Annotated in this window: 25 protein-coding genes and 5 pseudogenes; 22 read left to right on the top strand and 8 right to left on the bottom strand. The window is 41.9% G+C overall.

Annotated elements, in window-relative coordinates; genetic code table 11:
* Nucleotides 1-404: 404 nt before the first annotated feature.
* From ACTRWI_RS04600 to ACTRWI_RS04655, 12 genes and pseudogenes are all read left to right on the top strand, one after another.
* Nucleotides 405-2,969 carry a molybdopterin oxidoreductase family protein gene (locus ACTRWI_RS04600; protein ID WP_499129664.1) on the top strand — a complete coding sequence of 855 codons (2,565 nt, stop codon included), beginning with the start codon at nucleotides 405-407 and terminating at the stop codon, nucleotides 2,967-2,969.
* Nucleotides 2,970-3,301: 332 nt separating this feature from the next.
* On the top strand, nucleotides 3,302-3,841 hold the full coding sequence (locus ACTRWI_RS04605) for a GNAT family N-acetyltransferase (protein WP_499129665.1): 540 nt from the start codon (nucleotides 3,302-3,304) through the stop codon (nucleotides 3,839-3,841).
* Nucleotides 3,842-3,955: 114 nt separating this feature from the next.
* Nucleotides 3,956-4,546: a GNAT family N-acetyltransferase gene (locus ACTRWI_RS04610; protein ID WP_499129666.1), complete on the top strand. Its 591-nt coding sequence runs from the start codon at nucleotides 3,956-3,958 to the stop codon at nucleotides 4,544-4,546.
* A 15-nt stretch (nucleotides 4,547-4,561) separates the two neighbouring features.
* Complete coding sequence (locus ACTRWI_RS04615; RefSeq protein WP_499129667.1) at nucleotides 4,562-4,990, top strand: bleomycin resistance protein; 429 nt, start codon at nucleotides 4,562-4,564, stop codon at nucleotides 4,988-4,990.
* Between the two features lie 406 nt (nucleotides 4,991-5,396).
* Nucleotides 5,397-5,849: a hypothetical protein gene (locus ACTRWI_RS04620; RefSeq protein ID WP_499129668.1), complete on the top strand. Its 453-nt coding sequence runs from the start codon at nucleotides 5,397-5,399 to the stop codon at nucleotides 5,847-5,849.
* Between the two features lie 72 nt (nucleotides 5,850-5,921).
* A complete protein-coding gene (locus ACTRWI_RS04625; protein WP_499129669.1) occupies nucleotides 5,922-6,260 on the top strand; it encodes a DUF952 domain-containing protein in 339 nt (112 codons plus the stop codon).
* Between the two features lie 108 nt (nucleotides 6,261-6,368).
* Entirely contained in the window at nucleotides 6,369-7,175 is an 807-nt protein-coding gene (locus ACTRWI_RS04630; protein WP_499129670.1) for a GNAT family N-acetyltransferase, read from the top strand.
* Nucleotides 7,176-7,197: 22 nt separating this feature from the next.
* The gene (locus ACTRWI_RS04635) at nucleotides 7,198-7,968 is read left to right on the top strand and encodes a GNAT family N-acetyltransferase (protein WP_499129671.1); all 771 of its coding nucleotides are present in this window, start codon (nucleotides 7,198-7,200) and stop codon (nucleotides 7,966-7,968) included.
* 21 nt (nucleotides 7,969-7,989) lie between these two features.
* Nucleotides 7,990-8,403, top strand: a pseudogene (locus ACTRWI_RS04640) (nucleotide triphosphate diphosphatase NUDT15).
* A 93-nt stretch (nucleotides 8,404-8,496) separates the two neighbouring features.
* Complete coding sequence (gene def / locus ACTRWI_RS04645) at nucleotides 8,497-9,000, top strand: peptide deformylase (RefSeq protein WP_499129672.1); 504 nt, start codon at nucleotides 8,497-8,499, stop codon at nucleotides 8,998-9,000.
* Nucleotides 9,001-9,226: 226 nt separating this feature from the next.
* Entirely contained in the window at nucleotides 9,227-9,649 is a 423-nt protein-coding gene (locus ACTRWI_RS04650; RefSeq protein ID WP_499129673.1) for a GNAT family N-acetyltransferase, read from the top strand.
* A gap of 130 nt (nucleotides 9,650-9,779) precedes the next feature.
* The gene (locus tag ACTRWI_RS04655; RefSeq protein WP_499129674.1) at nucleotides 9,780-10,544 is read left to right on the top strand and encodes a hypothetical protein; all 765 of its coding nucleotides are present in this window, start codon (nucleotides 9,780-9,782) and stop codon (nucleotides 10,542-10,544) included.
* Nucleotides 10,545-10,605: 61 nt separating this feature from the next.
* Here ACTRWI_RS04655 and ACTRWI_RS04660 read toward each other — a convergent pair whose 3' ends face one another.
* Both ACTRWI_RS04660 and ACTRWI_RS04665 read right to left on the bottom strand, forming a co-directional pair.
* Nucleotides 10,606-10,893 (bottom strand): hypothetical protein, encoded by a 288-nt coding sequence (locus ACTRWI_RS04660; RefSeq protein WP_499129675.1) that lies wholly within the window; start codon nucleotides 10,891-10,893, stop codon nucleotides 10,606-10,608.
* 243 nt (nucleotides 10,894-11,136) lie between these two features.
* Nucleotides 11,137-11,439: pseudogene (locus ACTRWI_RS04665) on the bottom strand (IS110 family transposase); the annotation flags it as partial.
* Between the two features lie 96 nt (nucleotides 11,440-11,535).
* On the opposite strand from ACTRWI_RS04665, the gene ACTRWI_RS04670 reads away from it, so the two are divergent.
* The 4 genes from ACTRWI_RS04670 (at nucleotide 11,536) to ACTRWI_RS04685 (ending at nucleotide 14,145) form a co-directional block, all read left to right on the top strand.
* Nucleotides 11,536-12,012, top strand: a complete 477-nt coding sequence (locus tag ACTRWI_RS04670) for a GNAT family N-acetyltransferase (RefSeq protein WP_499129676.1) — start codon at nucleotides 11,536-11,538, stop codon at nucleotides 12,010-12,012.
* 36 nt (nucleotides 12,013-12,048) lie between these two features.
* Nucleotides 12,049-12,465, top strand: a complete 417-nt coding sequence (locus tag ACTRWI_RS04675) for a VOC family protein (protein WP_305368090.1) — start codon at nucleotides 12,049-12,051, stop codon at nucleotides 12,463-12,465.
* Nucleotides 12,466-12,921: 456 nt separating this feature from the next.
* Complete coding sequence (locus tag ACTRWI_RS04680) at nucleotides 12,922-13,227, top strand: DUF6482 family protein (RefSeq protein ID WP_499129677.1); 306 nt, start codon at nucleotides 12,922-12,924, stop codon at nucleotides 13,225-13,227.
* 597 nt (nucleotides 13,228-13,824) lie between these two features.
* A complete protein-coding gene (locus ACTRWI_RS04685) occupies nucleotides 13,825-14,145 on the top strand; it encodes a GNAT family N-acetyltransferase (RefSeq protein ID WP_499129689.1) in 321 nt (106 codons plus the stop codon).
* Nucleotides 14,146-14,278: 133 nt separating this feature from the next.
* On the opposite strand, the gene ACTRWI_RS04690 is transcribed toward ACTRWI_RS04685, so the two are convergent.
* Together ACTRWI_RS04690 and ACTRWI_RS04695 are read right to left on the bottom strand one after the other, a co-directional pair.
* Nucleotides 14,279-14,566 carry a putative quinol monooxygenase gene (locus tag ACTRWI_RS04690; RefSeq protein WP_499129678.1) on the bottom strand — a complete coding sequence of 96 codons (288 nt, stop codon included), beginning with the start codon at nucleotides 14,564-14,566 and terminating at the stop codon, nucleotides 14,279-14,281.
* Nucleotides 14,559-14,798, bottom strand: coding sequence for a DUF2798 domain-containing protein (locus ACTRWI_RS04695; protein WP_499129679.1), 240 nt, complete (start codon nucleotides 14,796-14,798; stop codon nucleotides 14,559-14,561). The genes ACTRWI_RS04690 and ACTRWI_RS04695 overlap by 8 nt, the downstream gene beginning before the upstream one ends.
* An 86-nt stretch (nucleotides 14,799-14,884) precedes the next feature.
* Here ACTRWI_RS04695 and ACTRWI_RS04700 point away from each other — a divergent pair, with 86 nt between their 5' ends.
* The 4 genes and pseudogenes from ACTRWI_RS04700 to ACTRWI_RS04715 all read left to right on the top strand — a co-directional run bounded on the left by ACTRWI_RS04700 (nucleotide 14,885) and on the right by ACTRWI_RS04715 (nucleotide 17,773).
* The gene (locus tag ACTRWI_RS04700) at nucleotides 14,885-15,742 is read left to right on the top strand and encodes a LysR family transcriptional regulator (RefSeq protein WP_499129680.1); all 858 of its coding nucleotides are present in this window, start codon (nucleotides 14,885-14,887) and stop codon (nucleotides 15,740-15,742) included.
* Nucleotides 15,743-15,984: 242 nt separating this feature from the next.
* A pseudogene (yqfB, locus tag ACTRWI_RS04705) lies at nucleotides 15,985-16,299 on the top strand (N(4)-acetylcytidine aminohydrolase).
* 65 nt (nucleotides 16,300-16,364) lie between these two features.
* Entirely contained in the window at nucleotides 16,365-16,751 is a 387-nt protein-coding gene (locus tag ACTRWI_RS04710) for a VOC family protein (protein WP_499129681.1), read from the top strand.
* A 116-nt stretch (nucleotides 16,752-16,867) separates the two neighbouring features.
* A pseudogene (locus tag ACTRWI_RS04715) lies at nucleotides 16,868-17,773 on the top strand (IS5 family transposase).
* A 329-nt stretch (nucleotides 17,774-18,102) separates the two neighbouring features.
* On the opposite strand, the gene ACTRWI_RS04720 reads toward ACTRWI_RS04715, so the two are convergent.
* The 4 genes and pseudogenes from ACTRWI_RS04720 to ACTRWI_RS04735 form a co-directional block, all read right to left on the bottom strand.
* On the bottom strand, nucleotides 18,103-18,402 hold the full coding sequence (locus ACTRWI_RS04720; protein WP_499129682.1) for a hypothetical protein: 300 nt from the start codon (nucleotides 18,400-18,402) through the stop codon (nucleotides 18,103-18,105).
* Between the two features lie 673 nt (nucleotides 18,403-19,075).
* Nucleotides 19,076-19,526 (bottom strand): annotated as a pseudogene (locus tag ACTRWI_RS04725) (DDE-type integrase/transposase/recombinase); the annotation flags it as partial.
* 168 nt (nucleotides 19,527-19,694) lie between these two features.
* The gene (locus ACTRWI_RS04730) at nucleotides 19,695-20,273 is read right to left on the bottom strand and encodes a MepB family protein (protein WP_499129683.1); all 579 of its coding nucleotides are present in this window, start codon (nucleotides 20,271-20,273) and stop codon (nucleotides 19,695-19,697) included.
* A 294-nt stretch (nucleotides 20,274-20,567) separates the two neighbouring features.
* On the bottom strand, nucleotides 20,568-21,449 hold the full coding sequence (locus tag ACTRWI_RS04735) for a LysR family transcriptional regulator (RefSeq protein ID WP_499129684.1): 882 nt from the start codon (nucleotides 21,447-21,449) through the stop codon (nucleotides 20,568-20,570).
* Between the two features lie 120 nt (nucleotides 21,450-21,569).
* On the opposite strand from ACTRWI_RS04735, the gene ACTRWI_RS04740 reads away from it, so the two are divergent.
* Both ACTRWI_RS04740 and ACTRWI_RS04745 read left to right on the top strand, forming a co-directional pair.
* Nucleotides 21,570-22,220 (top strand): glutathione S-transferase family protein, encoded by a 651-nt coding sequence (locus ACTRWI_RS04740; RefSeq protein WP_499129685.1) that lies wholly within the window; start codon nucleotides 21,570-21,572, stop codon nucleotides 22,218-22,220.
* A 282-nt stretch (nucleotides 22,221-22,502) separates the two neighbouring features.
* On the top strand, nucleotides 22,503-22,897 hold a 395-nt coding region (locus ACTRWI_RS04745; RefSeq protein ID WP_499129686.1), incomplete at its 3' end, for a helix-turn-helix domain-containing protein.

A 22,897-nucleotide genomic window follows, 5' to 3' on the forward strand; every position in this document is an offset into this window, starting at 1 on the left:
GAGCAAGTAGGGTGCCAGATAAAAAAGGCGATCAATAAAAATAATTAAATCAAATAAAATCAATTGATTGTGTAAATCACAAAATGGTCAACTAACCCTAAAGTGGTAGATATTCTGAGTGGGATATTTATGAAAATGAGCCTTTGTGGTGCAAAATTGATCAACATGGTTCAAATATCTCAATATTTATTTGATTGGACTGAGGTAACCTTATTTCTTGTAATTGAATCTTGTTTAAGTGGCTGTATTTTATGGAATATTTTAATGTGCGTTATTGGGGTGAATAGTGGTGCGTAAATTGCTTTATTAAAAAAGAGAAATTTTCATCGCGAAGAGTGAGTAAGAAAAGACGCTCTGTTAGAACGGTGGAAACAATAAAAAGAAAATTGCACGAGGGAAGAGTGATGAGTTCAAACAAGGATTGGATCAAATCAACGTGTGCTTACTGTGGCGTAGGTTGTGGCATTGAAGTAAGGCCAACTGCTTCGGGGAAATTAGAAGTACGTGGCGATAAAGACCACCCATCGAATTATGGCAAGTTGTGTACAAAGGGCGCAGCACTGGGAGACACCGTAACGCCAATCGGTCGTTTAACTCAGCCGATGCAAAGAGTCGCAAGCGGACAACAACTTCTGCCTTGGAATAGCGCATCTCAGCTGGTGGCTGATAAGTTCAAACAAGCCATAGAAGAGCATGGCCCGGACTCTGTCGCCTTTTATGTGTCAGGGCAACTACTGACTGAAGATTACTATGTGGCTAACAAGCTGATGAAGGGCTTTATCGGTAGCGCCAATATCGACAGTAACTCTCGCCTTTGTATGGCATCTAGCGTGGTTGGGCATAAACGCGCGTTCGGTACTGATACCGTTCCTGTTTGTTATGAAGATCTAGAGCAAGCCGAAGTCGTTGTTATCACTGGCTCAAACCTCGCTTGGTGTCACCCGGTTCTTTTCCAGCGCCTGCGAGCAGCCAAGCAAGCTAACCCAGACATGAAAGTGGTCGTCATTGACCCGCGCTACACTGACACCTGTGAAATTGCCGACATGCACTTGGCATTGGAATCTGGCTCTGATGTCGCACTATTCAATGGCTTGTTGGCTTACCTAGATGATAACGACAAGCTTGACTCTGAATACATTGAACATCACACCCAAGGGTTTACTGAAGCGATCCGAACAGCCACAGATTATCGCTATACCGAATCAGGTTGGGGCAAAAAAAGCGTTCCTGAACTGACAGGGCTTAGCGAGCAACAACTCGAACAGTTCTATCACTTGTTCGCATCTAACAAGAAAGTGCTCACCATCTATTCCCAAGGCGTAAACCAATCTACTCAAGGGTGCGATAAGGTAAACGCCATTATCAACAGTCATTTAGCGACTGGCAAAATTGGTAAACCGGGCATGGGGCCATTCTCTGTCACAGGCCAACCAAATGCGATGGGTGGGCGTGAAGTGGGTGGTTTAGCCAATACCTTAGCTGCACACTTTGAATTTGGTGAGCCACAATCACACCAAACCGTGAGCGAGTTTTGGCAGACGAATAACTTAGCCACCCATGCGGGTCTAAAAGCCATCGACCTGTTTGATGCCATGAATGAAGGCAAGATAAAAGCGGTATGGATCATGGCGACTAACCCAGTCGTGAGTCTGCCTGATAGCGAAAAAATCAAAACTGCATTAGAGAAGTGCCCGTTTGTTGTGGTGTCGGATTGCATTGCAGATACAGAAACCACACGTTTGGCAGATGTAGTGCTACCTGCGCAAGGGTGGAGTGAAAAGTCGGGGACTGTAACCAACTCTGAGCGTCGAATATCACGCCAACGCCGCGTATTACCGAGCCCTGGAGAAGCCAAGCCAGATTGGTGGATTTTAAAAGAAGTCGCACAAAAAATGGGATTCAAAGACCAGTTTGATTACCGCCACGAAGGTCAGATATTTAAAGAGTATTGCGAGATGACAGCGCTCGGAAACGAAACGGGCAAAGCGCGTGACCTGTGCTTAATTGGATTAACAAAACTAGACGAACAAGGCTATGGCGAGCTGACTCCGCAGCAATGGCCAGTAATGGAATATCAACCAGAGATCATCGAGCAGCGTATGTTCACCAATGGTGAGTTCTTTACTGAGTCGGGTAAGGCTCAGTTTATTGCGGTTGAACATGATAAGCCGATTGCCGATACCAGTGTTGAATTCCCACTCATTATGAACACAGGTCGAATTAGAGACCAATGGCACACCATGAGCCGCACTGGCTTGGCGGCTGGCTTAGGCGAACACACACCAGAGCCTTTTGTTGCCATGCACCCAGATACCGTTGCAGAGCTTGGCTTAGATGAATTTGGGCTAGATGTCTTCAACCACGCCACTATTAATCCTGTAGTTAAAGTGCGCAGCGCACAAGGGGAATGCCAAGCCCGCTTAGTAGTAACCAAAGAGATGCGTCGTGAACAGGTGTTTATGCCAATTCACTGGAATGCGCCGACCGCGAAAGACAGCAAGCCGTGTGACCTGATCTTGCCTCATACCGATGCAGCTTCAGGCCAGCCTGAATTTAAACACACACCTGTCGTGGTAGAGCCGTGTGGCTATCGCAGTGAAGCCGCCTTGGTCAGTGACAAGGTAATGGATTGTGGCGGATTTGATTACTGGGTTCGCCAAAGAGTGGAGGGCGGTTTTCTGTATCGTATCTCTTCATCTAAGAACCCAATGGAGTTGGTGATTCAGCTAGCTAATACTCTCGATGCCTTACCAGAGCCAAACACTGAAGCGATTAAGTCACTCCATTACCATGGTAATAAATCATTCAAAAACTACGGCTCAGCCAAGCTGGATCAGTTTGGTGTAAAGCAAGCGTTCGTCGTGAACAGTAAGCTCGACCATCGAAGCATCGATTGGCTGGTGGGATGCCTCACCCGAGAAGCTGATGAAGAATTCGAAGCCGAGTTTTTGAGTACATTGGCGAAATAGATATTTATCAAAATAGATCCATAGCAAACGCCGACAATTTTATCGGCGTTTTTCCATTCGCCACAGCAACGCTAGTTTTTATCTATCGAGCCTCACGTCGTTCACCTGCTTTTACGCTTCATGAAACTTAGAACTAGCTATTGATACAGAGATAAAGACGTGTGTGGATAATTGATAAGCGACACACACATTCACATTATTTGGGAGTTTGGTTTGGGGTAATCGGAAACGCTCCTGATTTTTATACTGTATGATGTTTGCTTTTAGTAAAATAATCATATTAAAGAGTGGCTTAACTAAGCATTGGTTGGAGTGTTTAGTAGGGCGTGTTAGTGGAAGTCTTCATAATTACTTTTTATCAAATCGTGAGTCATGGAGGGGACATGGTTAGGGAAGCGACAAAAGACGATTGTGCAAAATTAGCGCTACTGTCTATTAGAGTCTGGCTAGATACATACGCTCAAGAAGGGATAAAAACCGAACATGCAGACTATGTCCTGTCTACGTTCACGGCAGACTATTTCCTTGAAATACTGAATAACACCAAATACCGCGTTTTGATTAGTGAAGAGAGTGAGGTTCTACATGGTTATGTAATGGTTAATCTCGACTCTAATTATCAAACGCCTGACAGGGGTTTTGAAGTTGAAAAGCTCTATGTAGATAATCTTTTTAAAGGCAAAGGTGTAGGCAAAAAGCTGTTAAAAAGCATGGAGGACCAGTTTGGTCGCCAATATTGGTTGTACACGTGGGTTAACAATGAATCCAATGGCTTTTATGAGCATTTAGGTTTTAGTCGAATAGGCTCTCTTACTTTTGAGTTTTTCGGAGCGTTGATCGAAAACAACGTCTATCAATCAGCCTCTGATTAGGTTTCAAATTAAGTACTGTTTTCGTTCCCTAAGCAGTAGGGCAAAGCACAAAAGTACAAAAAGCAATAAATCACCTCTCACACAGTGTTAACGATTAAAGGAGAATTGAGCGTTATGTGGATAGAGCAAAGCCGGATTGAAGGAGACAATGTTGTTCTTGAGCCGTTGAATCTAGGGCATGTATCTGAACTAATCGAGGCCGTGAAAGACGGAGAGCATTGGAAGCTATGGTTCGCTAATGTCCCGAGTCCAGAAAAAATGGAGCAATACGTTGTTGATGCTATCGCTCAAATGGTACTCGGTAATATAGCTTATGCGGTGCGAGTGAAAGCCACCAATCAAGTCGTAGGGACTACCCGTTACTATGGCGTTGATAGGCCAAACAGACGAGCGTTAATTGGTTATACCTGGTATTCAAATTCGGTTAGGGGAACATTGATAAATAAAGAGTGTAAATACCTTTTGCTACAGCAATTGTTTGAGCACTATGAAGCTATTGCTGTCGAGTTTCGCACTCACATTGGGAATACCGTCTCTCGAAAAGCGATTGAAGGACTTGGAGCAAACCTCGACGGTATCTTGCGTAATCATCAGATCTTAAAGGATGGCTCGATAAGAGATACGGTAGTGTATTCAATTATTGACTCAGAGTGGCCAGAAGTTAAGCAAGGCTTTCTGAAAAAACTCAGTCAACAAGAGCCTTAAAACAAGGAAGTACGTATGGAAAACTATTGGAATCCGATGGTTCCTGAACTATCCGTTAGCAACTTTGAGCGCTCACTTGCCTTCTATGTTGATGTTCTTGGTTTTTCTATTCGCATCAAGCGTGAAAGTCCTGATTTTGTGTATCTCGAACAAGAGCATGTGCACATGATGTTAGAGCAAATCAGTGATGAAGGATGGATCACTGGCGAGCTTGAGGCTCCTTTGGGACGAGGTGTGAACTTTCAGATTGAATTAAGTGACTTAGAACCTCTAGTAAAACGTCTCCAAACCCACAAAGTGCCCCTGTTTCGTGATCTGAAAGAAACTTGGTATGACATTGGTGAAAAGTTGTCTGGGGAGCGTGAACTTCTCCTCCAAGATCCGGATGGATATTTGTTAAGGTTCACTCAACACCTCGGAGAAAAACCGAAGAGCTTGGAGTGAGTTCATTCATTCTTTTTAAGACTAGCTAGATCGACCATCAAACGCCGACAGCTGTTGGCGTTTTTCCATTCGTCACGGCAACGCTAGCTTTCATCTATCGAACCACACGTCATCTATCCATCATCGCGTCAGACACAAACCTAAAATCAACTATCCCGTTAGGGGTAGGGTGTGTATGGATAAAATGATAAGTAATACACATATTTATACGATTTCTACATTTAATTAGAGCTATTAGAGATACTTCTAGTATTCGTCATGTATGATGCGACTTTCTTGCTAAGGCATTGTTATTAAATGACTTAATTGTCAATTTAATGGCTATTACTATTAGTAGGCGAACTCTTTTAATTATAAACAGCTTCAATGTTCGGTATCGGAACCGTTATCAGTAAAAGGGCTAGGTATGTATTTTTTGAACATCAAAGACTTAAAGGCGGATATCAAAGCCGATAAGTTATCGGAGAAAGATCGTTTTCGGTATGTATTTATATATATCGCTTTGGGTACGCTTGCGATGTATGGCTACGCGGATGGCTTTTCAAATACTTGGGAGGTTGTCGAATCAATCAGTTTCAGCGCAATCGTACTTCTAGGGACCTATTTTGCTTATAGAGCCAATGGTGCAGAAAGTGGGCGAGACTTCTTAGGTCGCTATTTTGGTATCAGCTTTGTTGTGGGTTTGAGGTTTTTCATTTTTATGTTGCCTCTCTATATTCTGTTATTTTTCTATTACTTTTCAGTGATATCTGATGATGGCGATATTGCTATGACAGGTGTTGATGTAGCAATATCGATGAGTTTAAACATCTTACTGTATGTGCGCATTGTTAAGCATATGGGCGATGTAAGAGATTAATAATAAACCGTGTAATCAGGCGGGTAAACGGCTTAAGTAGACTCAAAGTCTAAGAAAGTAGGATAAATAAAAATGCTATACCACTTACTGACCGAAAGTGATTACAACGAATACCAAAGCACAGAAACCTATGAACCCGCATCCTTGAAGGACGAAGGCTTTATCCACCTCGCTTATAAAGAGCAACTGCAAACAATTGTAGATTGTTTCTTTGTGGGAGTGACGCAAGCATATCTTCTAGAAATCGACAAAAGCGCGATTACTAAAGACTTAAGAGATGAGCCGCCAGTAGGGGCTGAAGATGATGGGGCACTTTACCCACATTTATACAGTCCACTTTCTAAGCAAGCCGTGATTAGAACAATAAAGTTAGTCGCGGATTCATCAGATGCGCTAAAAGTAAACCTGTAACAATCTCAGTATTCGTATCGGCTCTGTGCCATTCAAAACACGCAGCACTTAATCGTGTGTTGTTTTGGCTCTACAGAGCCTTTCGTTTCCATCAAGTTAAGGAAAACAATGCAAGTCAAAGCAGTTAAAGATGTGTATGACGCATACTTCTATTTTAACAACGAGCGAACCCTTTCAACCGATTTCGCCAGTGAACTGATTTCCATTGAAGATGATGGCTTCACTGTTTTTATCGATAAAACACGTAAGTACGACAACCAGATCCTCATTGATGAGGTTTGCAACTCCGCGAGTTTAGAGGCAGACCTCAAGTTATTTGGAGATGGTATCTCACCTGAGATTTCTATTGCGCCTCAGGCTTTAACAACAGAACTGAAATCATGGTTATCGAAACATCATTTTGTGCCTGCTTTTGAGCATGAGTTTCTTGAGTTATCCGCAGAAGACTATGTAGCAAAGCCGAGCCCAGAACCATTGGTCACAGAACCATCGAGCGATGTTGACAAGGTAACGGTGGAGCTATGGACGAAAGATAATGCCGATGAATTTTTGGCTTTGCTCAAAACATCCGGTTTAGAGTGTTCAGACCAAATTTGGCAGCAGAAACGCGCGCTCTATTGCACGGATACTTTCCGTTGTTATGTTGCGAAAATAGAGGCTAAACCGTGCGCTTGGGCGACGAGTTTCATCAACAACGAACACGCAATACTTGCCAATGCGTATACACAAGAGAACTATCGTTCAAAGGGATGCCAAACAGCTCTATTAAGAACTCGAATCGAAGATGCTATCGCCTTAGGGGCAAAGGTACTGTTAACCGACGTAATGCCAAACAGCACCAGTAGCAAAAATTGTAAATCGATCGGATTTTGCTCTGTTGGCGTACGAAGTGTGTGGAGCAAAGACGAGATATAGGGCTATCTACTAAGAGCAAATTATGAATACAGCGGATGTAATGAAAGAGTATAACGAGTTCGAGCGAAAACGTTTTAACTCATTCAATGGTATTAAGGTAACAGAGAACAGCCTGACTAAGTTCGTATCTAACGAGCGTCATGGCAGCTATATCTCTTTTTTCGACTTCGATGAAAGCCTCACAGACTCCATCGTCAAAGAGCAACTCGCGTACTTTGAGCAGCGTGACCTATGTTTTGAATGGAAGACGTACAGTACCGATACACCAACGAACATCAGTGCAGTACTGCTCGAGAATGGTTTTGAGCAGGATGAGCACGAATCATTTATGGTGTTGGACTTGTCTAAGGCCACTTGCGACCCCTTTGATGAAGGTAAGATCACCGAGGTGACGGACAGCAAAGGCATTCGCGATGCAATCAAAGTCCAAGAGCAAGTTTGGGGTGGCGATTTCGAATGGCATTATAATCACTTAGTTAGCCTTAAACAGCACGCGCCAGATTCGGTGTCTGTATATGTCGTGTATGTCGACGACCAGCCTGTGACCTCGGCGTGGATCATATTTAATGGAAGTAGCCCGTTTGCCGGTATTTGGGGCGGTAGCACCATTGAAGCATTTCGAAGTAATGGCTATTACAGTTTGCTACTGAACAAACGTATTGAGGAAGCCAAGTCGAGAGGGGTTAAATACCTTACTATAGATGCTTCTAATATGAGTAAACCCATTGTATCCAAACGTGGTTTTGAAGTGATCGCGACAACCACAGGGTATACCTCACCAAGTAGCGAGTAATGTGTTTCAAAGGAGTAAAGAGTGAATAACCAAGTACGTGTAGGTGTGGCAGCGGTCATTTTTCGAGAAGGGCGCATCCTACTTGGCGAGCGCATTGGCTCTCATGGTGCGAATACGTGGGCGACGCCTGGCGGGCACCTTGAGCTGGGTGAAAGCATTGAAGAGTGTGCGCAGCGAGAAACCCTTGAAGAGACTGGGTTAGAGGTCGGCTCGTTTAAGAAGCTCGGTTTTACCAACGATATCTTCGAAAAAGAAGGCAAGCACTACGTCACCTTGTATGTTGTCGCGACCAGTTCTCGTGGTGAGCCTCAAGTCATGGAGCCTCATCAGTGTAAGCAGTGACAATGGTTCGACTTAGATGAACTGCCAGAACCTCTGTTCTTACCTTTGGTGAACTTGTTGAAGGAGCCGGTAAATTTCAAGAATTTTGACTAGTCAGGACGCCCATACTTGGTACTGAAAGCACATTAGGTTATCTTGTTCACTCTTTTATAATGTAATGATTCAATTGAGAATTCAAAGGAAAGCATGGCAGTTTTAGATATTCTTACCGCACCAGATCCAAGGCTTAAAGTGAAAGCGGAAGAGGTGCAAGATGTATCGACGGTACAAACACTCATCAACGATATGTTAGAAACACTCTATGCCACTGATCATGGTATCGGTTTGGCATCCACTCAGGTCGGTCGTAAAGAGGCCGTGGTGGTTATCGATATTTCAGACAGCCGAGACCAACCGTTAATCTTGGTGAACCCGGTAGTCGCAAGTGGCTCCAACAAAGCTTTGGGCCAAGAAGGCTGCTTATCAGTGCCTGACTATTATGCGGATGTCGAGCGTTTTACGTCTGTAGTCGTGTCTGCTCTCGACCGAGAAGGGGAGCCAATCACCATTGAAAGCGATGACTTTCTCGCTATCGTAATGCAGCATGAAATTGACCATTTATCGGGTAACCTATTTATTGATTACCTGTCGCCACTAAAGCGTCAAATGGCAATGAAAAAAGTTAAAAAGTACCTAAAAGCGCACGCTTAATCCGGTTTATAAACCATTATCTCTTCAAACCCAATGAGTGAATTTCAACACATCAGCGTTGGGTTTTGTCGCTATCCTTCTCAATTTAGCGCTTTATTCCTTTAATGTTATACGGCTTTTCAATAGGTTGGTTCGTTCCCTTAGTTGTGTTGCATATGCAAGCGAGTGCTTTTTTTTGTTTGGCGCTCGTGATTCATTCAGTTTTTACGTTCACAAAAGGTTAATGATGCTCGAAGTAAAAAATGTAGCTTTTGATAGTGAAAATGAACAATCAATTCGTTCTATTCGTGAGAGCGTTTTTATCAACGAGCAATCCATTGCACCTGAAATAGAGTTCGATGGGCTAGACAGTTCGGCCATTCATGCCGTGGTGACTGTCGATGGAAAGCATGTCGGCACAGGCCGTATTTTAAGCGACGGTCACATTGGTCGTATTGCCATCATGAGAGATTTTAGAGGCCTAGGGCTTGGCTCGAAGATTGTGTTATCGCTAATCGATGAAGCGAAGCAGAGTGGTTACAAACGCGTGTATCTTGGCTCTCAAAAGCAAGCCATCGATTTCTATACCAAGTTAGGATTTACACCATTTGGAGAAGAGTTCATGAAAGCGGGCATTGTGCACTTGTCTATGGAAAAAACGTTAGCTTAACGGATTCATGCAAACAGCATAACCAAGACACTGATGGCAGCAACGAAACACTGTTGCCTTCATTAAAACATGGTTTGATAAAGCACTCACTTCGTAAAGCTACAGAGCGATAAGGTAATAAAGGAATATAATGAAGAAAAACTTCGTGGTTTTCGGCGCCTTAATGGGCGTAGTGGCACTCTTTTTTGTTGGTAAGCACAGAGGCGAAGAACTGACCTTTGCCCCTTGTGAGATGGGTGAAAAAGTCGAAACTCCCGTCCACTTCTTTACCGACGCATCGATGAGCGAGTCAAAAATTCAGAAGATGATAGGCTACTCTAATCTTGTTCTTCAAAATTCATGCGTACCGATGGAGCGAACATTATCAGGCATCACTAAAATCGACCTTTCTGGTTTCCAAGATGCGGAAAGTAGTAAGCTACACAAACAGTTAGTCAAGCTGGTTGGCGAAGAGGTGTTGAAAGCCATGCAGCGAGAGGGGAGTTACTATGCACGGGTTCTTCCTAAAGACCATGAGTTCTCAGACGACGGAACCTTTGGTACGGTTGATCTGAATTTAAGCCGTAGCTTTTTGGTGCTGTCATCTGCAGCAGATGTAGAGGTACTTGAGCATGAGCTGGGCCATTTGGCCTGGGCGTGGCACAACGATACCCCCGACTATTGGCTCAAAGGTGTGTTGCTACAAGAAAACCATGATTACATAAAACCTTACTCTTTCGGCGCCTTATGCCGTGAAGCGGGCACCGTGATGACCTATGCTGAAAAAGTATTGCCCGTGAATTCCTCGCCAAACATTCAATACTACGGAAAAGCATGTGGTGATGCCGAAAAAGCAGATAACGCAAGGCACATGCGAGAGTTTGCTCAGTCGCTTGCTTTAAATGCCGCAACATAGGCACCTAAAACAATAAATGAATAAATACCGACCCCAGAGGTCGGTATTTTATGCGTTAGTTCTACTTAGAGCCACACCCCAACATAAAGCCATCTTCAGTACGGCGTAAAGTGATCGTCGTGCTGGCCTCTAATTCCCCTGCCGGTAAGTAAACCGCGCAGTTTTCGAACCCAACAGAGTTATTTGAATTGATCGTTTCATATACCTCTTCTGAGCTCCCTACATTTTCACCTGCGTAAACAACAACGCTATCGATTTGGGCAAGCATCTGGTCTGAATTTTGTGTTGCTTTAGCGTGAGCGAAAACAGAAAGAGAACCAAGAGCAAGAAACAGTAAAGCCTTTTTCATTTTATACCTCATAAGAGTTTAGGAGTGGTGTTGAGGGGCTAATATACAGTGAAATTTTTGCAGATCAACAAAAAATTATCGAATAACAATAAATTTTTGTTGTTCTAATTGTGTTGTACCATACGCAAAAACGGTGAAAGCCTCCGGTTTTATTGGGCTGTACGCTCCTAACTAGCCCTTTGCTCGGTTTAGAAATTTTTTAGTGCCTGCGTTCTCGCTCCGTCATTTTTTACGCAGCTAAAAAGCTTCGCATATGACAACTGCATCATTAAGGTCGTTCTTTCCTTTAGTTCGATAAGGGACTACGTATTTAACGGCCATAATACGTGCGTCGTGATCCAGTTTATTGAGTGTTCTTGCCCAATAATGTGCACCACCACACGCTTCAACGTCTATACGCATGAGTTGTATATTTGCTATTGTAGCCAGCAGTTTAGAGCGAGTTACTGATTTATGAAGTATGACCTTACCGTTTTGGTCTACGGCATGAAGACTAAAGTGGTTTTTGGCTAGGTCGATACCGCAGAAATAAGAATAATTAGACATGGTGCCTCCGGTGCAATTAAGTAACACATAAGTGTGGCAGATCATCGGTAGGGGGAATCCATGTCATTCGTTAGGTGCTCGAAGGAAAAGGTAAGTATGGAAATTGCTTTTCAGCAGATAAACATTGATGATTTCGAATTGTGCGTTGCTGCGAGAAAAGATGCATACTTTTGTAGTTTTGGGCATTACGATGGTTTCGAAGACTTCATCAGTGGTTATCGTGAACGAGTATCAGACCGGTTAGCAACATCAGGATGGTTCTATATCCATATATTTGTGGATGGTCAGTTTGCAGGGCAGTTAGAGTTTCGTAGCTTTTCACCCGAGCCGGAGACTGGCTATGTACATCTCATTTACTTAAAGCCTAATTTTCGTGGTTCAGGACTCGCTGCAAAATTGCAGGATTATATTGGAAGCACTTTGAGTAAAGCGGGTTGTTTGCGTGCTGTACTTTCAGTAAGCCGAACTAACCATCGAGCTCTCACATTCTATAAGCGCCATGGTTGGGAGTTTGTGCGCAAGAATCCCAAACACGATGAAACAGACTTTTACCAGCTTTTGCTACGCACCTAACAAACAATTTAATCAGTTATATGCTCGGAGCAAAATATGAAAAAACTATCAATCATCACGCTGGGCGTATCAAATATCGAGTCCTCAGCAAAGTTTTATGAAGCGGTGCTTGGATTAGAGCGTACAGATTATAAATCTGATGAAATTGTATTCATGAATGTTGATGGTCCGGAGTTAGCTTTATTCTCTAAACCCGAATTAGCTAAAGATGTTGGTGTTGAACCAGATGGTTCAGGTTTTGCCGGCATTACACTGGCTAGAAATGTCGACTCTTCTCGTGAAGTGCTTAGTCTTCTGAACAAGGCAGATGCAAATGGTGGGAAAATCGTAAAGCAAGGGCAGCCTGTGTTTTGGGGTGGTTTTTCAGGTTACTTCTCTGATCCTGATGGGTACTTGTGGGAGATAGCTGTGGGTTCAGAACTCTATAAAGCAGAAATGGAGCAACGCACATAACAAGAGACTATGGTTTCAAGATACTTTTTCATACCTGATCTTGATGCAACTAAGTCATTTAAGCTAAAAAGGTTTTGTCCAAAAGCTTCTCGGGTTGAATTTTTACCCGTGGCTCTTTCTAGCTCGCTAGTGTCCAAAATTTGTTAGAAATCGATCAAACTGTATTGGCACTTATGAAGTGTTACTAGTAGCAAAACGCTCTAAAAAAGATCAAATTTGTAGACCTTATGACCATTTAAATGGGCTATGAGTCAGCGAATAACGATCAGACTTTTATTGTTCCCTAGCGGGAGGTGGTCGGTCAGGCGTAAGTCGCGTTTTAGCCATTCGAAGTTGATTGTTTGCATAGGAGTTCTCACAGCTTTTCCAATTTCTACGCATGAGAGAGGCAAATTTCTCACGCAGTGATCGGTTTTATTACTACAGACGTAAGTTTACGGCTCAAGGAGGTGCTTAATGTCTATGCCACTCAGTAAACTGGAACAATTTTTCTATGTCGATAAGCTTGTCATCCACTCTCTCGATCTCGCTTTGTATCAAGTCTCGGTTGTAGTCGACGGAAAGGAACACTTTGTTACCGACGATAAAGGGAAGTTTTTAAGGGCGCATTCGATATTGGAGTTGCAAAAGCAATGTCGTAACTTGAAAGCGAGAAAACAGGTGCTTCGCCAGCAAAGTGCCTACGATGAAATGGTTGGGCAGCCTAGTAGTAGCAACACTAACGAACTGGAAGTGTTGCTGAGAGACAACGAGTTCTATTGAATTTAGATTGAAATGGGAGAAAGTGCGAGTTAGGTTTGTTAGCTTGCACCTTACTAATGAACATGAGATCGGTTTAAATCATCGCCATTAATACTGTTTTTCAGTGTTTGTGGTGTTTAGTGGTGGCTTTTCTAGTTTAATGATCTTCTCCAGCAATAATGGACAACTCACTAAGTCATTTTTCACTATGTAAAGTTATCCGTGTGAAGCTAAATTAGTTCATTACCAAACACGTCTTTGCTCCAAAGTGTGTTTGGACCGCATGAAGCTATTATAAGAACTTTAGCAACAGCTTGTTGGTAATTTTTCCAACACTTATTTTTGCAGAAGTCGAGTAAAAATTAGCGTATCAATTTATTTTATGCAGAAAAATCAGTATTTAGGGATGTAGGTTCAGAGCTGTAGATCTGCAATCATCCTCAGTTACGATAAAAATGTATTTTTACCTTATTAGAGTGTCTTAAAGTTTAGGAAAATATAGTGTTAGAATTAAGAAAGTCCGTAATATCAGAAGCCAGTGCTTTTGTTGTAATGGAGTGTTCCCCTGATACAAAAGGCTTTATTATTCCTTATCCATAAGAAAAGCATGTAAGTCTAATAGAGAGTAATGAGGTTGTTTATTTGTCTCTATATTACGAAAACGAGTTGTCTGGCTTCATGATTTTGTCGCAAGAAAGTCAAGATACCGTTGAGTTCAGGAGAATTGTTGTTGCTTCTAAAGGAATGGGGCTTGGTCAACTCGCAATTAAAGAGATGGAACAGTATTGTGCGGAACACTTGAATTGTTCAAAAGTCTGGTTAGATGTATTCGAATCAAACTCAAGAGGAATACATATTTATCAAAAGTTGGGCTATACGCAATTTAAAGAAGCGTTCTATGAAGGTAAGAAATTGTTATTCATGGAAAAAATATTCTAACAAACGTTTAAAACTCAAGATACTTTTTCTAATGTTTACGGAATGAGTTAGGTTCGAAGCTCGAGCAACATTTAAATGATAGGTAGGTGAGGCCACTTCCTACCTAGTGAATTACTCAGATCTATCTGAGAATTTAACACTCTACATTGGTCATTTTGTGTATTTGTGGCACTTGAGCTAATGCGGTTTTATAAAACTCAAATATCGGTTTGATATATGGCTGGGAATAGTGTTCGTCTAGGGCAGCTTGGTCGACCCAATTTTCAACCAAGATAAGCTTATCTTTCGCTTTGTTTTCATATAGCTCAAAACGCAAGCAACCCGCTTCTTCTCGAGTAGCAGTTAGAATGCCTTCAGCTTTTTGTTTGCACTCCGCATAAAATTCACTTTTTGGGGTAATAAAAGCCACAACACTAAGCATTGTTTTTCTCCTTTTTGGGAGTAAATTGACGCATCAATTTTTGGGTCAATACCATGATTGGTTGATTCAACAAGTAGGCCGCTGTAAACGAAGCAGGCCAAGCATTAATAAAGGCAAAGCCCCATCGACTGATGAAATCCTCTGGTAAACCGAGATTGATGTAAGTAACCCACGCGGACACCATACTTGACATCGCACATGAGAGCAAAGCAGTGAAAAAAAGTTTTGTCATAGTGCTTCCTCCTGTCTGTATACTGTATGGATTTATAGTATCCTCAGCCATACGAGCTTTAGAACACTAAGATTGCGGAAAACCTTATGCTGGATGATTTTTTATTATTTGTTGAAGTAGCCCGTCGAGGCAGTTATTCAAAAGCGGCACGAGACTTAGCAACCACCGCGCCTACCTTGTCCAAACGCATCTTATTGTTAGAAGAGAAATTAGGTGAATCACTTTTTATTCGCTCCTCTAGAGGAGTCAAACTCACCAGCTTTGGTAAAGGGTTATTTGAACAGCTTGGTGAGACCACCCTAAATCTACATCAGGCTGTGACTGAAAGCTCGAAAAGAGAAGCGGTTTCTTTCGTCTTACATTGCCCACGAAACTTAATCATTGGCCAACTATACCCAGCGCTTGAAGCCTTTCTGCTAAAGAAAAGGCATGTGGATGTTGTTATTGAGCCTGCCAATACAAATGTGCTGCTCAGCCAAACTTCTTTTGATTTAGCGATACGTAGTGGAGAGCAAAAAGACTCGTCCTTTTACCAGAAAAAGTTAGCCAGCATTGCCGTATGCCTTGTCTCAAGAATAGACTGTAAAAGCCGAGAGCGACTCATTATACCGTACTCTAAGACGCAAATTTCAGGGCAAGACTTGCTAAGTATCGAGCGGCAATACTCTAAGATTTCTCGGGTCAACGACATTACCTTGGTACGTAAACTCGTCGCGTCAGGCATGGGTGTAGGCCTATTGCCTATGACAGAGATCGCCGATTTGAATAATGAGATGTCCGGGCACATTCAATACGACTCTGAAATACTTTTTACTCGGCCTATGTATGCCTTGTGGGCGAATAAACGAAAGCCTTCGTCACTGTCCCAAGACCTGATCACATGTATCGAGAGCTGTGTTCAAAACACTCCCGCTTTACAAGGGCGCATGGTTGATTTGATGTGATTGGGTTGGCTGCTATGGAAAGGTAATTCTCCATATATCAACGATTTTTGGTGAGATGACAAATGAGCTACCATCAGGGTAATTTATGTGAGCCATTTGAAGAACACTTCTAATAAACCAATACTGCATGGGAGTCCTAACAGCTTGCTCGGCGCCGCTTGGCTGCACATTTTAGCAAGCTATTATCAGCTCATGATTGGGCGGTATATCTTTGGAAGAATCGGTAAGGAAGCAGGTGTTCAATGGTGGATAAAATTACATTTTTCACAAGGCTAGACCGCCAGATTCTTTCAGGTAAAAAGACTGCAACGATTAGGGATAAATCTGAAAGCCATTATTAACTGGGGCAGGTTGTTGAAGCACTTACTCACGGAGATGGGCGAAGAATCTGTAGACTAGAAATTGTCGGTGTTGAGTATGTGAACTTTGCTCAACTCAACAGAAAGCATGCAAAAGCAGAAAATCTTCCATTTGTCTTCATGCTCAAGTGGTTTTTGCGAAAGATATATTCATCAGACAAGAGCTTGTGTTTTATAAGCTTCAAAGTCGTTGATTAACAAGTTTGCAAGTTATGAAGCACATAGAACCACGCGCATAACAGGGCGTTTTCAGTTGGGAAACTATGAGAGCAATTTTTAAAAAAACGGAAGGTGACTATCTTGAGGCAATCATCGAATTAGATGGTATCAATGTTTTTGTAATGGACGGCTTTGGGGGCGATAGGTATCAAGCTGGAGAAAATATCGATATCTGTTTATCAGTCGGCCTCCAATATGAAGACGAAGAATGGGAGTCAATGTTTTCAGCTAATACTGAAGCCAAGAGAGAGCTAGAGCATCAGTGGAGCTGGCGCTATCGTGCATATGGTATCGTGACAGAAATAGATCCTGAGGTAATAGTTGATGTGGGTATTACACATCTATCAGCACCAATCGAGACTAGTGATCCAAGATTAGTAGGAGAAAGTGTCGCATTTACTATCTATAGACTGGATGCTTACAGCAGCTAACAAGGCGCATCTGTCGGGCAACTTTTCTATACTCCAATGGCGTTGTTGCCTAAATTAGTTGAACTTTTTCCAAGTCCTGCGATCTGATCATTTGAAACGATTGGAATGATAGTTATATGGGTATACCAAACAAGAAGATAATTAACTGGGCGGAGTACAATAAGGCTCTTTGTCAACGTAGTTCGGTTACATTTTGGGTAGATGATTCAGTCGTAGGTGCCTGGCGATGCAAAACCCATCATGGTAAGCGTGGGAGAGGCTTTTAGTACTCTGATACAGCGATTGAAACCGCCTTGATGATTAAGGGCATCTTCTCTCTGCCTTTACGTGCTCTTCATGGCTTTATCGCCTCTATCTTTGAGCTATTAGATGTCCCACTAACGTCCCCTTACTAAACCTGTATCAATAAACGCTCGAAGACAGTTCAGGTTAAATATCGCAATAAATCGAGAGGGGCTTCTCGCCATATAGCCATTGATTCTACTGGCCTCAAAGTCTTTCGTCAGGGGGAGTGGAAAGTGAAAAAGCATGGTGCAGAAAAACGTAGGACATGGCGTAAACTGCACTTGGCTGTAGATGTGGATACTCACGAAGCGAAGAATGCGGAAGTTGGTCTTGTAAATGTAGGCTATGGTGAAGTGTTATCGACGTTACTCAACCCACTACGTCGAAAGGTCGCTGCCGTATTCGCCGATGGAGCATATGACACAAAATTCTACGAGACTCTGAAAAATAAAGACTGTACTCCGTTAATACCGCCTCGAAAGAATGCAGCTCTTTGGGAAGACGGTCATCCCAGAAACAAAGCGGTCATGGCTCTGAGAGATGGAATAATATCGGAATAGAGAACAGAGTCTGGTTATCACTATCGCTCAATATCTGAAACTGTTATGTCCCGATATAGAGGACTAACAAGTTGTACATCGAGCTTGAGATGTTACAACGCTCAAGTGGACGAAATCATGGCGAATGTCAAAGCGATTAATAAAGTTTTAGGACTAGGTATGCCCGTTAGAAGCTAACGGCTATCTACATATGGTGTCGTTGATCTTCAAGCTGATTTGAACAACAACGCCTAGTTAAAGTCAGGAGGCTTGTGAGTTTTTTGCAGCAAGCTCAGTTAGACACCGCCTTCTTTCTATGCCTCGCGCTATGCTCTAATAATGGTGCAAACTGATAACCCAACGATTGATAGTGTCATGAATAGAAATTAAGCAAAATTTAATTCTAAAGCTCAAACTTTGAGACAGAACAGATAATTGGGTCTAGATAATGGTTCTGCCACGTCTTTATCAGAATTTGTGACAGAACCACATTATGTATTTACCACGAGCTCGCTTTCTGAAGAAAGCTAGATTTCTTGATTGTCAATTGAGTGTTGAAGCTCTGAAAACAACTGTGCCAAACCATCATCTGAAAACATCGGTTTGGTATTATGGCAGGTGGCACAATTACTCCGCTTCCCATCACACGATTGGCTCATCAAAATACCCTCTAGATTGCGCGTGCCTTGTTTGCAATAGTGCTCAACAGATCTAAATATGTGACAAGTGTCTTCATTAGACAAGTCGGCTAGTCCAACGATAGAAACTCCTTGCGACTTTGCAAGCACAAGAAGCTCTTCTATTTTCTGTTTCAGTTCTTGATTCATATTATTATCCTAGCTCTAACGTTATTTAACTTTCTAAATGTTCAGTTTAATCTATTTTTAGACTAGATATTGTTCCTCATCTAACTTGATAAATTTATCGAACCCAAAAATTACAGATCCATCACTATCTATAATAATGAAGATATTACTCTACGAATCACGCTCACATCTCAAATCTGTGGAAACTATAAATAGACCATTATTAAGACTTAATGAACAACGACACGTATAGAAACTATGGGAGATGGCTAGGCTAAGAACTCTGAGTGCGAGTTGTGTTTGTTAGGGGTTTCTAACAAACTATGTAGTAAAAATTAAATTTAGTTTCTGATTTCTAGGCTAAAAGATAACTTTTATTCAATCATAACTTCAAGTAAACGCTTTTAACCCAACCTGCCAAGACATTTTTGATAACAATTTGTTATCCTCAAGCAACCCTATTTAACAAATTTATCGAGAAACTAAGACTTGCACCTGTTAATAGTATATTGAGCAGACATCTCACCGATACTTAAAGTATAGTAATTTATGATGAAAATGCCATGTTTACAAAAAAGATAAATGTGTATTGTCCAGTCGCAAATTCTCATAAAGATGTGGCAGAGCCATTCTCTAGACGGGCTTGTTGCAAAAATTGAAGGTGTTTATCAGGTGCCTATTTGAGCACCTCTTTTCATGCGTAAATTCCGAAGATATTGAAGAGTTCATTGAGGAAGGCGGATCTCTCCCGCACCCTCAGTGTCGGCTCATCTTGACGTAACCAAAAATCAAACTGGCCTTTATTCAACACCCTTATTCCCCTCAAAACCTTGAATCATTAAGCAAGCCCGCTTTCGCACTTTGAGGCCGCCGGTGGCTTCGATAAGCTTCTTGATGGGAGCGTGGTCAGATTCAATACCATTGTAGAGACATTTCACTTGCCGATATTCTAAATCTTGCCGTAATCGACCTTCACGCTTGAGTCGAGCAATGGCGTGACCATAAAACGAATGTTTTTCAGTATTCAATGTGTTGGGATGAAAGGAGGCTTCGTAGCGACGTAAGCAGCGTTTGAGAAATTGATAAGCTGTCTCTTTATTACCTTTGTGAGAGAAGAAGAAATCCACCGTTTCCCCAAGTTTATTCTGTATTCAAAAAATAACGGCAGCTGGTATGCAAAAACAAAAAAGCCACTTTTCAAGAGTAGGGAAAGCGGCCACATATAAATGATTTTTGCGAAAAAATTTGCCAGTGCTTTTGCTAAATTAGCAAACCACGAATAATAACAGGTATGGCAAAGTTGTTGTGAAGGGCTAGTGCGATGACGCAAAATTACCGAAGATCTTGGTGAATTTCTCAAAGTCTAAGATTTTATTATCTTGAATCCATAAAAAGTAATCACTTTGCCAGAGCTGAGTTTTCTTTGCTGAATTTGAAAACACCTTTGTTTTTAGCTCTCCACGGCTAGATGTCCATGGTGGAAACACTCTGAATGCCATTTTACCTTTAGCTTTATCTGAGGTAATGATTTTTTTATTAATCAAAACAGATAAAGGGGAGATAAACATCCCTCTTTTCGAAGATTCGTAATCATTAACCTCAACAAAAAGATAATCTAGATCATTCTTATCATAAGGCATGGTTCTTCTAGATTCAGTGCTATTTTTATCTGGCCTCTTCCATATTGATAGAAAATTACCAGGCCTATCTGGTGTAAGGTTACCCTTTCGATAGATAACTTTCTTTTTATCGATAGAGAATTCAAGCGCCTCATATTTACTATTCTGAGGATTTTGGTCTAACACTACGGGATGGGTTAATTCATACCCTTTAGATGTCAAATTATGACGTAAGAAAAAATCCACATCAATGAGGTATTTACACTGAGTCAAAATATTTCCTTTAAATAAAAACGATGCAGCATTCTAAGTCTTCGAAGGTTCGTAATAAACCGTTGGATTGCTCCTAAAACCACCTTGTAAGTTTATGAAGCTTTCAAATCTGTTGATAGAGCAAGAATCATGAGCTAAAAACAGCACTCTAACACCCATTTTTCAATCTTTGTGAGTTCTGGGTGTCAGATTAGTTCTATTTGGTCAAACACTGCTCACCTGTGAATGTAGACTTTTTGGCGAAACCAATTTAGGGGGCAGATTCATGTCAGGTCCACTTGGTAACACGACGTGTCAGTTGCTCTCAATCGCACCAAGTTTATCAATAACAAAATCTAAAAATACTTTCACTCGTTCAGGTTGATAAGCACCTCCACGGTATAGAGCGTTCAGCGGATAATTAAGGGGTTTGAAACCGATATCAAGTTTTTGCAGGAGTCCCTTTTCCACATAAGTTGCAGCGATAATATCGGGTTGATAGCTTGCTCCAACCGCTGAGAGCGTCAACTGGCGGATAAGCCGTGGACTATTGCTTTTGAAAACGGCGTGTACGGCGAGATTATGACAAACATTACTTTGCTTCATAGCGCTACCTACAGGCCAACGAGCTGTTGAGTGAAGGTTGCTGTCGATAAGGCAAGGTAATTGTTTTAATTCCATATCATCGCAGCACTGTTTTGCTAACTCAGGCGCGGCATAAACTGAACTTTGAAGGGACATTACTTTACGATATTTTAAGTTAGAGTCTTCGAGTTCACTAGCACGAAAAGCGATGTCTATGCCTTGCTCGACTAAATCCAGTTTTTGATTAGTAACGATGATATCAATCTGAATATCTGGATATCGTGCGTGGAACTCTGGAAGAATTGGGCTTAATAATTCCTCAGCAAAACCCTGCGAAGCCGTTACACGAATAGAGCCATAAGCTTCTTTATTATTTGAGTGGAGTTGGTGGTATAGCTGGTCAAACTTAGCTAGAACCTGTTGTGCTTGCAGGTAGTAATCTTGGCCTGCCTGATTAACTGAAAGCTTGCGAGTGGTGCGATGAAACAGTTTGACTCCGAGCTGCTCTTCTACACGGTTTACGTATTTGGAGGTCAGGGATTTAGAAATACCTAAACGTTCAGAAGCAGCGGTAAATGAGCCTGTTTCTATCACAGCCAAAACTGTTCTCATTCCATCGATAGTGTCCATAAATTATCAACATTCTGGAAATTATCATTCCATGTTAGCGGGGTTTTTCTTCTTCGCAACTTGTTCTTAAATGTAGAACAGACAACGAGCTAGGAGAAAACAATGATAAAACTATACTGGCACCCCATGTCAGGGCACGCACACCGCGCGCATATGCTATTAAATATCCTCGAATTGGACTTTGAACTCATTACCGTCGATTTACCGACTGGAGAACATCAAAGGCCAGAGTTTTTGGCACTTAACCCCTTTGGACAAATACCAGTTTTAGTCGATGGTGAAATCGTCATTTCTGATTCAAACGCGATCTTGGTTTATCTTGCTACCGTTTATGATAGAGAACAGATATGGCTACCAAAGTCGCCTCTGGTACGAGCGCACATCGAGCAGTTTCTTTCCCTAGCTGCTCATCGACTAGCTAACTCAATAGCCAAACTTCGCGCAGCGAACTTATTCAATCGCAGCATAGACAGTGCACCGCACATTCATGAAGCACATAAGCTTCTCAAACAACTCCAGACTTACCAAAACGGCCGTAAATGGTTGGTCGGAACAAAGCCTACTATTGCGGAATTAGCCCTCTACAGTTATATCAAGTTAGCGCCAGAAGGTGGGGTAAGTTTAGCTGAATACCCTGTTTTGGAAGGTTGGCTGAAACGAGTAGAAGGGCTATCAGGCTTTGTACCTATGCAACTTTCGAATGTCGGTCTTCGGAAGGAATCACTAAATAATGATATTATCGAAATCCATTGATAATTGCTCAACCCACTTTATCTTTATTATCTAGCTAATCGTTTTTAGGTATTGGGTATCTCTGTAAAGTAGAGTGAGTTACTCACTCTACTTTGTCACACTTTAACTGACTCGAACTTAGGTTCTTGAGAGTTAAGAAGGACTAATTTTTACTTGTTTCTTATTTCGTTCAAACATGAATATAAGGGCTCTCCTCCGCTTTGTTGAGTCATAATGCAATACTTATGACTTCTACCATACTGACTAATAACCCTTTTTTAGTCAGTATGGATGAATCCTATTTTGACCCAGTTACTTTCTCAGCTTTTACATATTCAGGGGCAGGCAGTCCAGTCGATTAAGGTCGATGAATCCACTCAAACTGTTGACGTTTCCTGTCGTCGAGACCGACGATTTAAAGTGACCGACCCAAAGTCTAACCAAGCTTGCACCGTCAATACTTACGTTTCTAGAACCATTTATGATTTGCCGATAAGTGTCCGGTGTTGTCGAATTCATATTGAGCTTGCGCAAATCCGTACAACCGAAGGTGAGCAACGTATTGAAGAGTGTGACTTTGTAGAAAAGGGTGTACGTTATTCCAAACGATTCTGTGAACAAATTAGTGGTTTGTGCCGTCACATGCCCATCAGTGTGATTGCGAGACACTATGGACTTCGCTGGGAAATGATTAAGAA

It is taken from the genome of Pseudoalteromonas sp. G5_S1_14_S5, assembly GCF_054968605.1.

Bases quoted from the DNA above. Each gene is read 5' to 3' on its own strand.
- ACTRWI_RS04700 (WP_499129680.1), top strand. From the start codon at position 14,885: ATGCTGGATGATTTTTTATTATTTGTTGAAGTAGCCCGTCGAGGCAGT.
- ACTRWI_RS04635 (WP_499129671.1), top strand. From the start codon at position 7,198: ATGAATACAGCGGATGTAATGAAAGAGTATAACGAGTTCGAGCGAAAA.
- ACTRWI_RS04655 (WP_499129674.1), top strand. From the start codon at position 9,780: ATGAAGAAAAACTTCGTGGTTTTCGGCGCCTTAATGGGCGTAGTGGCA.
- ACTRWI_RS04600 (WP_499129664.1), top strand. From the start codon at position 405: ATGAGTTCAAACAAGGATTGGATCAAATCAACGTGTGCTTACTGTGGC.
- ACTRWI_RS04625 (WP_499129669.1), top strand. From the start codon at position 5,922: ATGCTATACCACTTACTGACCGAAAGTGATTACAACGAATACCAAAGC.
- ACTRWI_RS04680 (WP_499129677.1), top strand. From the start codon at position 12,922: ATGTCTATGCCACTCAGTAAACTGGAACAATTTTTCTATGTCGATAAG.
- ACTRWI_RS04710 (WP_499129681.1), top strand. From the start codon at position 16,365: ATGAGAGCAATTTTTAAAAAAACGGAAGGTGACTATCTTGAGGCAATC.
- ACTRWI_RS04620 (WP_499129668.1), top strand. From the start codon at position 5,397: ATGTATTTTTTGAACATCAAAGACTTAAAGGCGGATATCAAAGCCGAT.
- ACTRWI_RS04690 (WP_499129678.1), bottom strand. From the start codon at position 14,566: ATGCTTAGTGTTGTGGCTTTTATTACCCCAAAAAGTGAATTTTATGCG.
- ACTRWI_RS04615 (WP_499129667.1), top strand. From the start codon at position 4,562: ATGGAAAACTATTGGAATCCGATGGTTCCTGAACTATCCGTTAGCAAC.
- ACTRWI_RS04610 (WP_499129666.1), top strand. From the start codon at position 3,956: ATGTGGATAGAGCAAAGCCGGATTGAAGGAGACAATGTTGTTCTTGAG.
- ACTRWI_RS04735 (WP_499129684.1), bottom strand. From the start codon at position 21,449: ATGAGAACAGTTTTGGCTGTGATAGAAACAGGCTCATTTACCGCTGCT.
- ACTRWI_RS04720 (WP_499129682.1), bottom strand. From the start codon at position 18,402: ATGAATCAAGAACTGAAACAGAAAATAGAAGAGCTTCTTGTGCTTGCA.
- def (WP_499129672.1), top strand. From the start codon at position 8,497: ATGGCAGTTTTAGATATTCTTACCGCACCAGATCCAAGGCTTAAAGTG.
- ACTRWI_RS04670 (WP_499129676.1), top strand. From the start codon at position 11,536: ATGGAAATTGCTTTTCAGCAGATAAACATTGATGATTTCGAATTGTGC.
- ACTRWI_RS04675 (WP_305368090.1), top strand. From the start codon at position 12,049: ATGAAAAAACTATCAATCATCACGCTGGGCGTATCAAATATCGAGTCC.
- ACTRWI_RS04630 (WP_499129670.1), top strand. From the start codon at position 6,369: ATGCAAGTCAAAGCAGTTAAAGATGTGTATGACGCATACTTCTATTTT.
- ACTRWI_RS04650 (WP_499129673.1), top strand. From the start codon at position 9,227: ATGCTCGAAGTAAAAAATGTAGCTTTTGATAGTGAAAATGAACAATCA.
- ACTRWI_RS04660 (WP_499129675.1), bottom strand. From the start codon at position 10,893: ATGAAAAAGGCTTTACTGTTTCTTGCTCTTGGTTCTCTTTCTGTTTTC.
- ACTRWI_RS04740 (WP_499129685.1), top strand. From the start codon at position 21,570: ATGATAAAACTATACTGGCACCCCATGTCAGGGCACGCACACCGCGCG.
- ACTRWI_RS04695 (WP_499129679.1), bottom strand. From the start codon at position 14,798: ATGACAAAACTTTTTTTCACTGCTTTGCTCTCATGTGCGATGTCAAGT.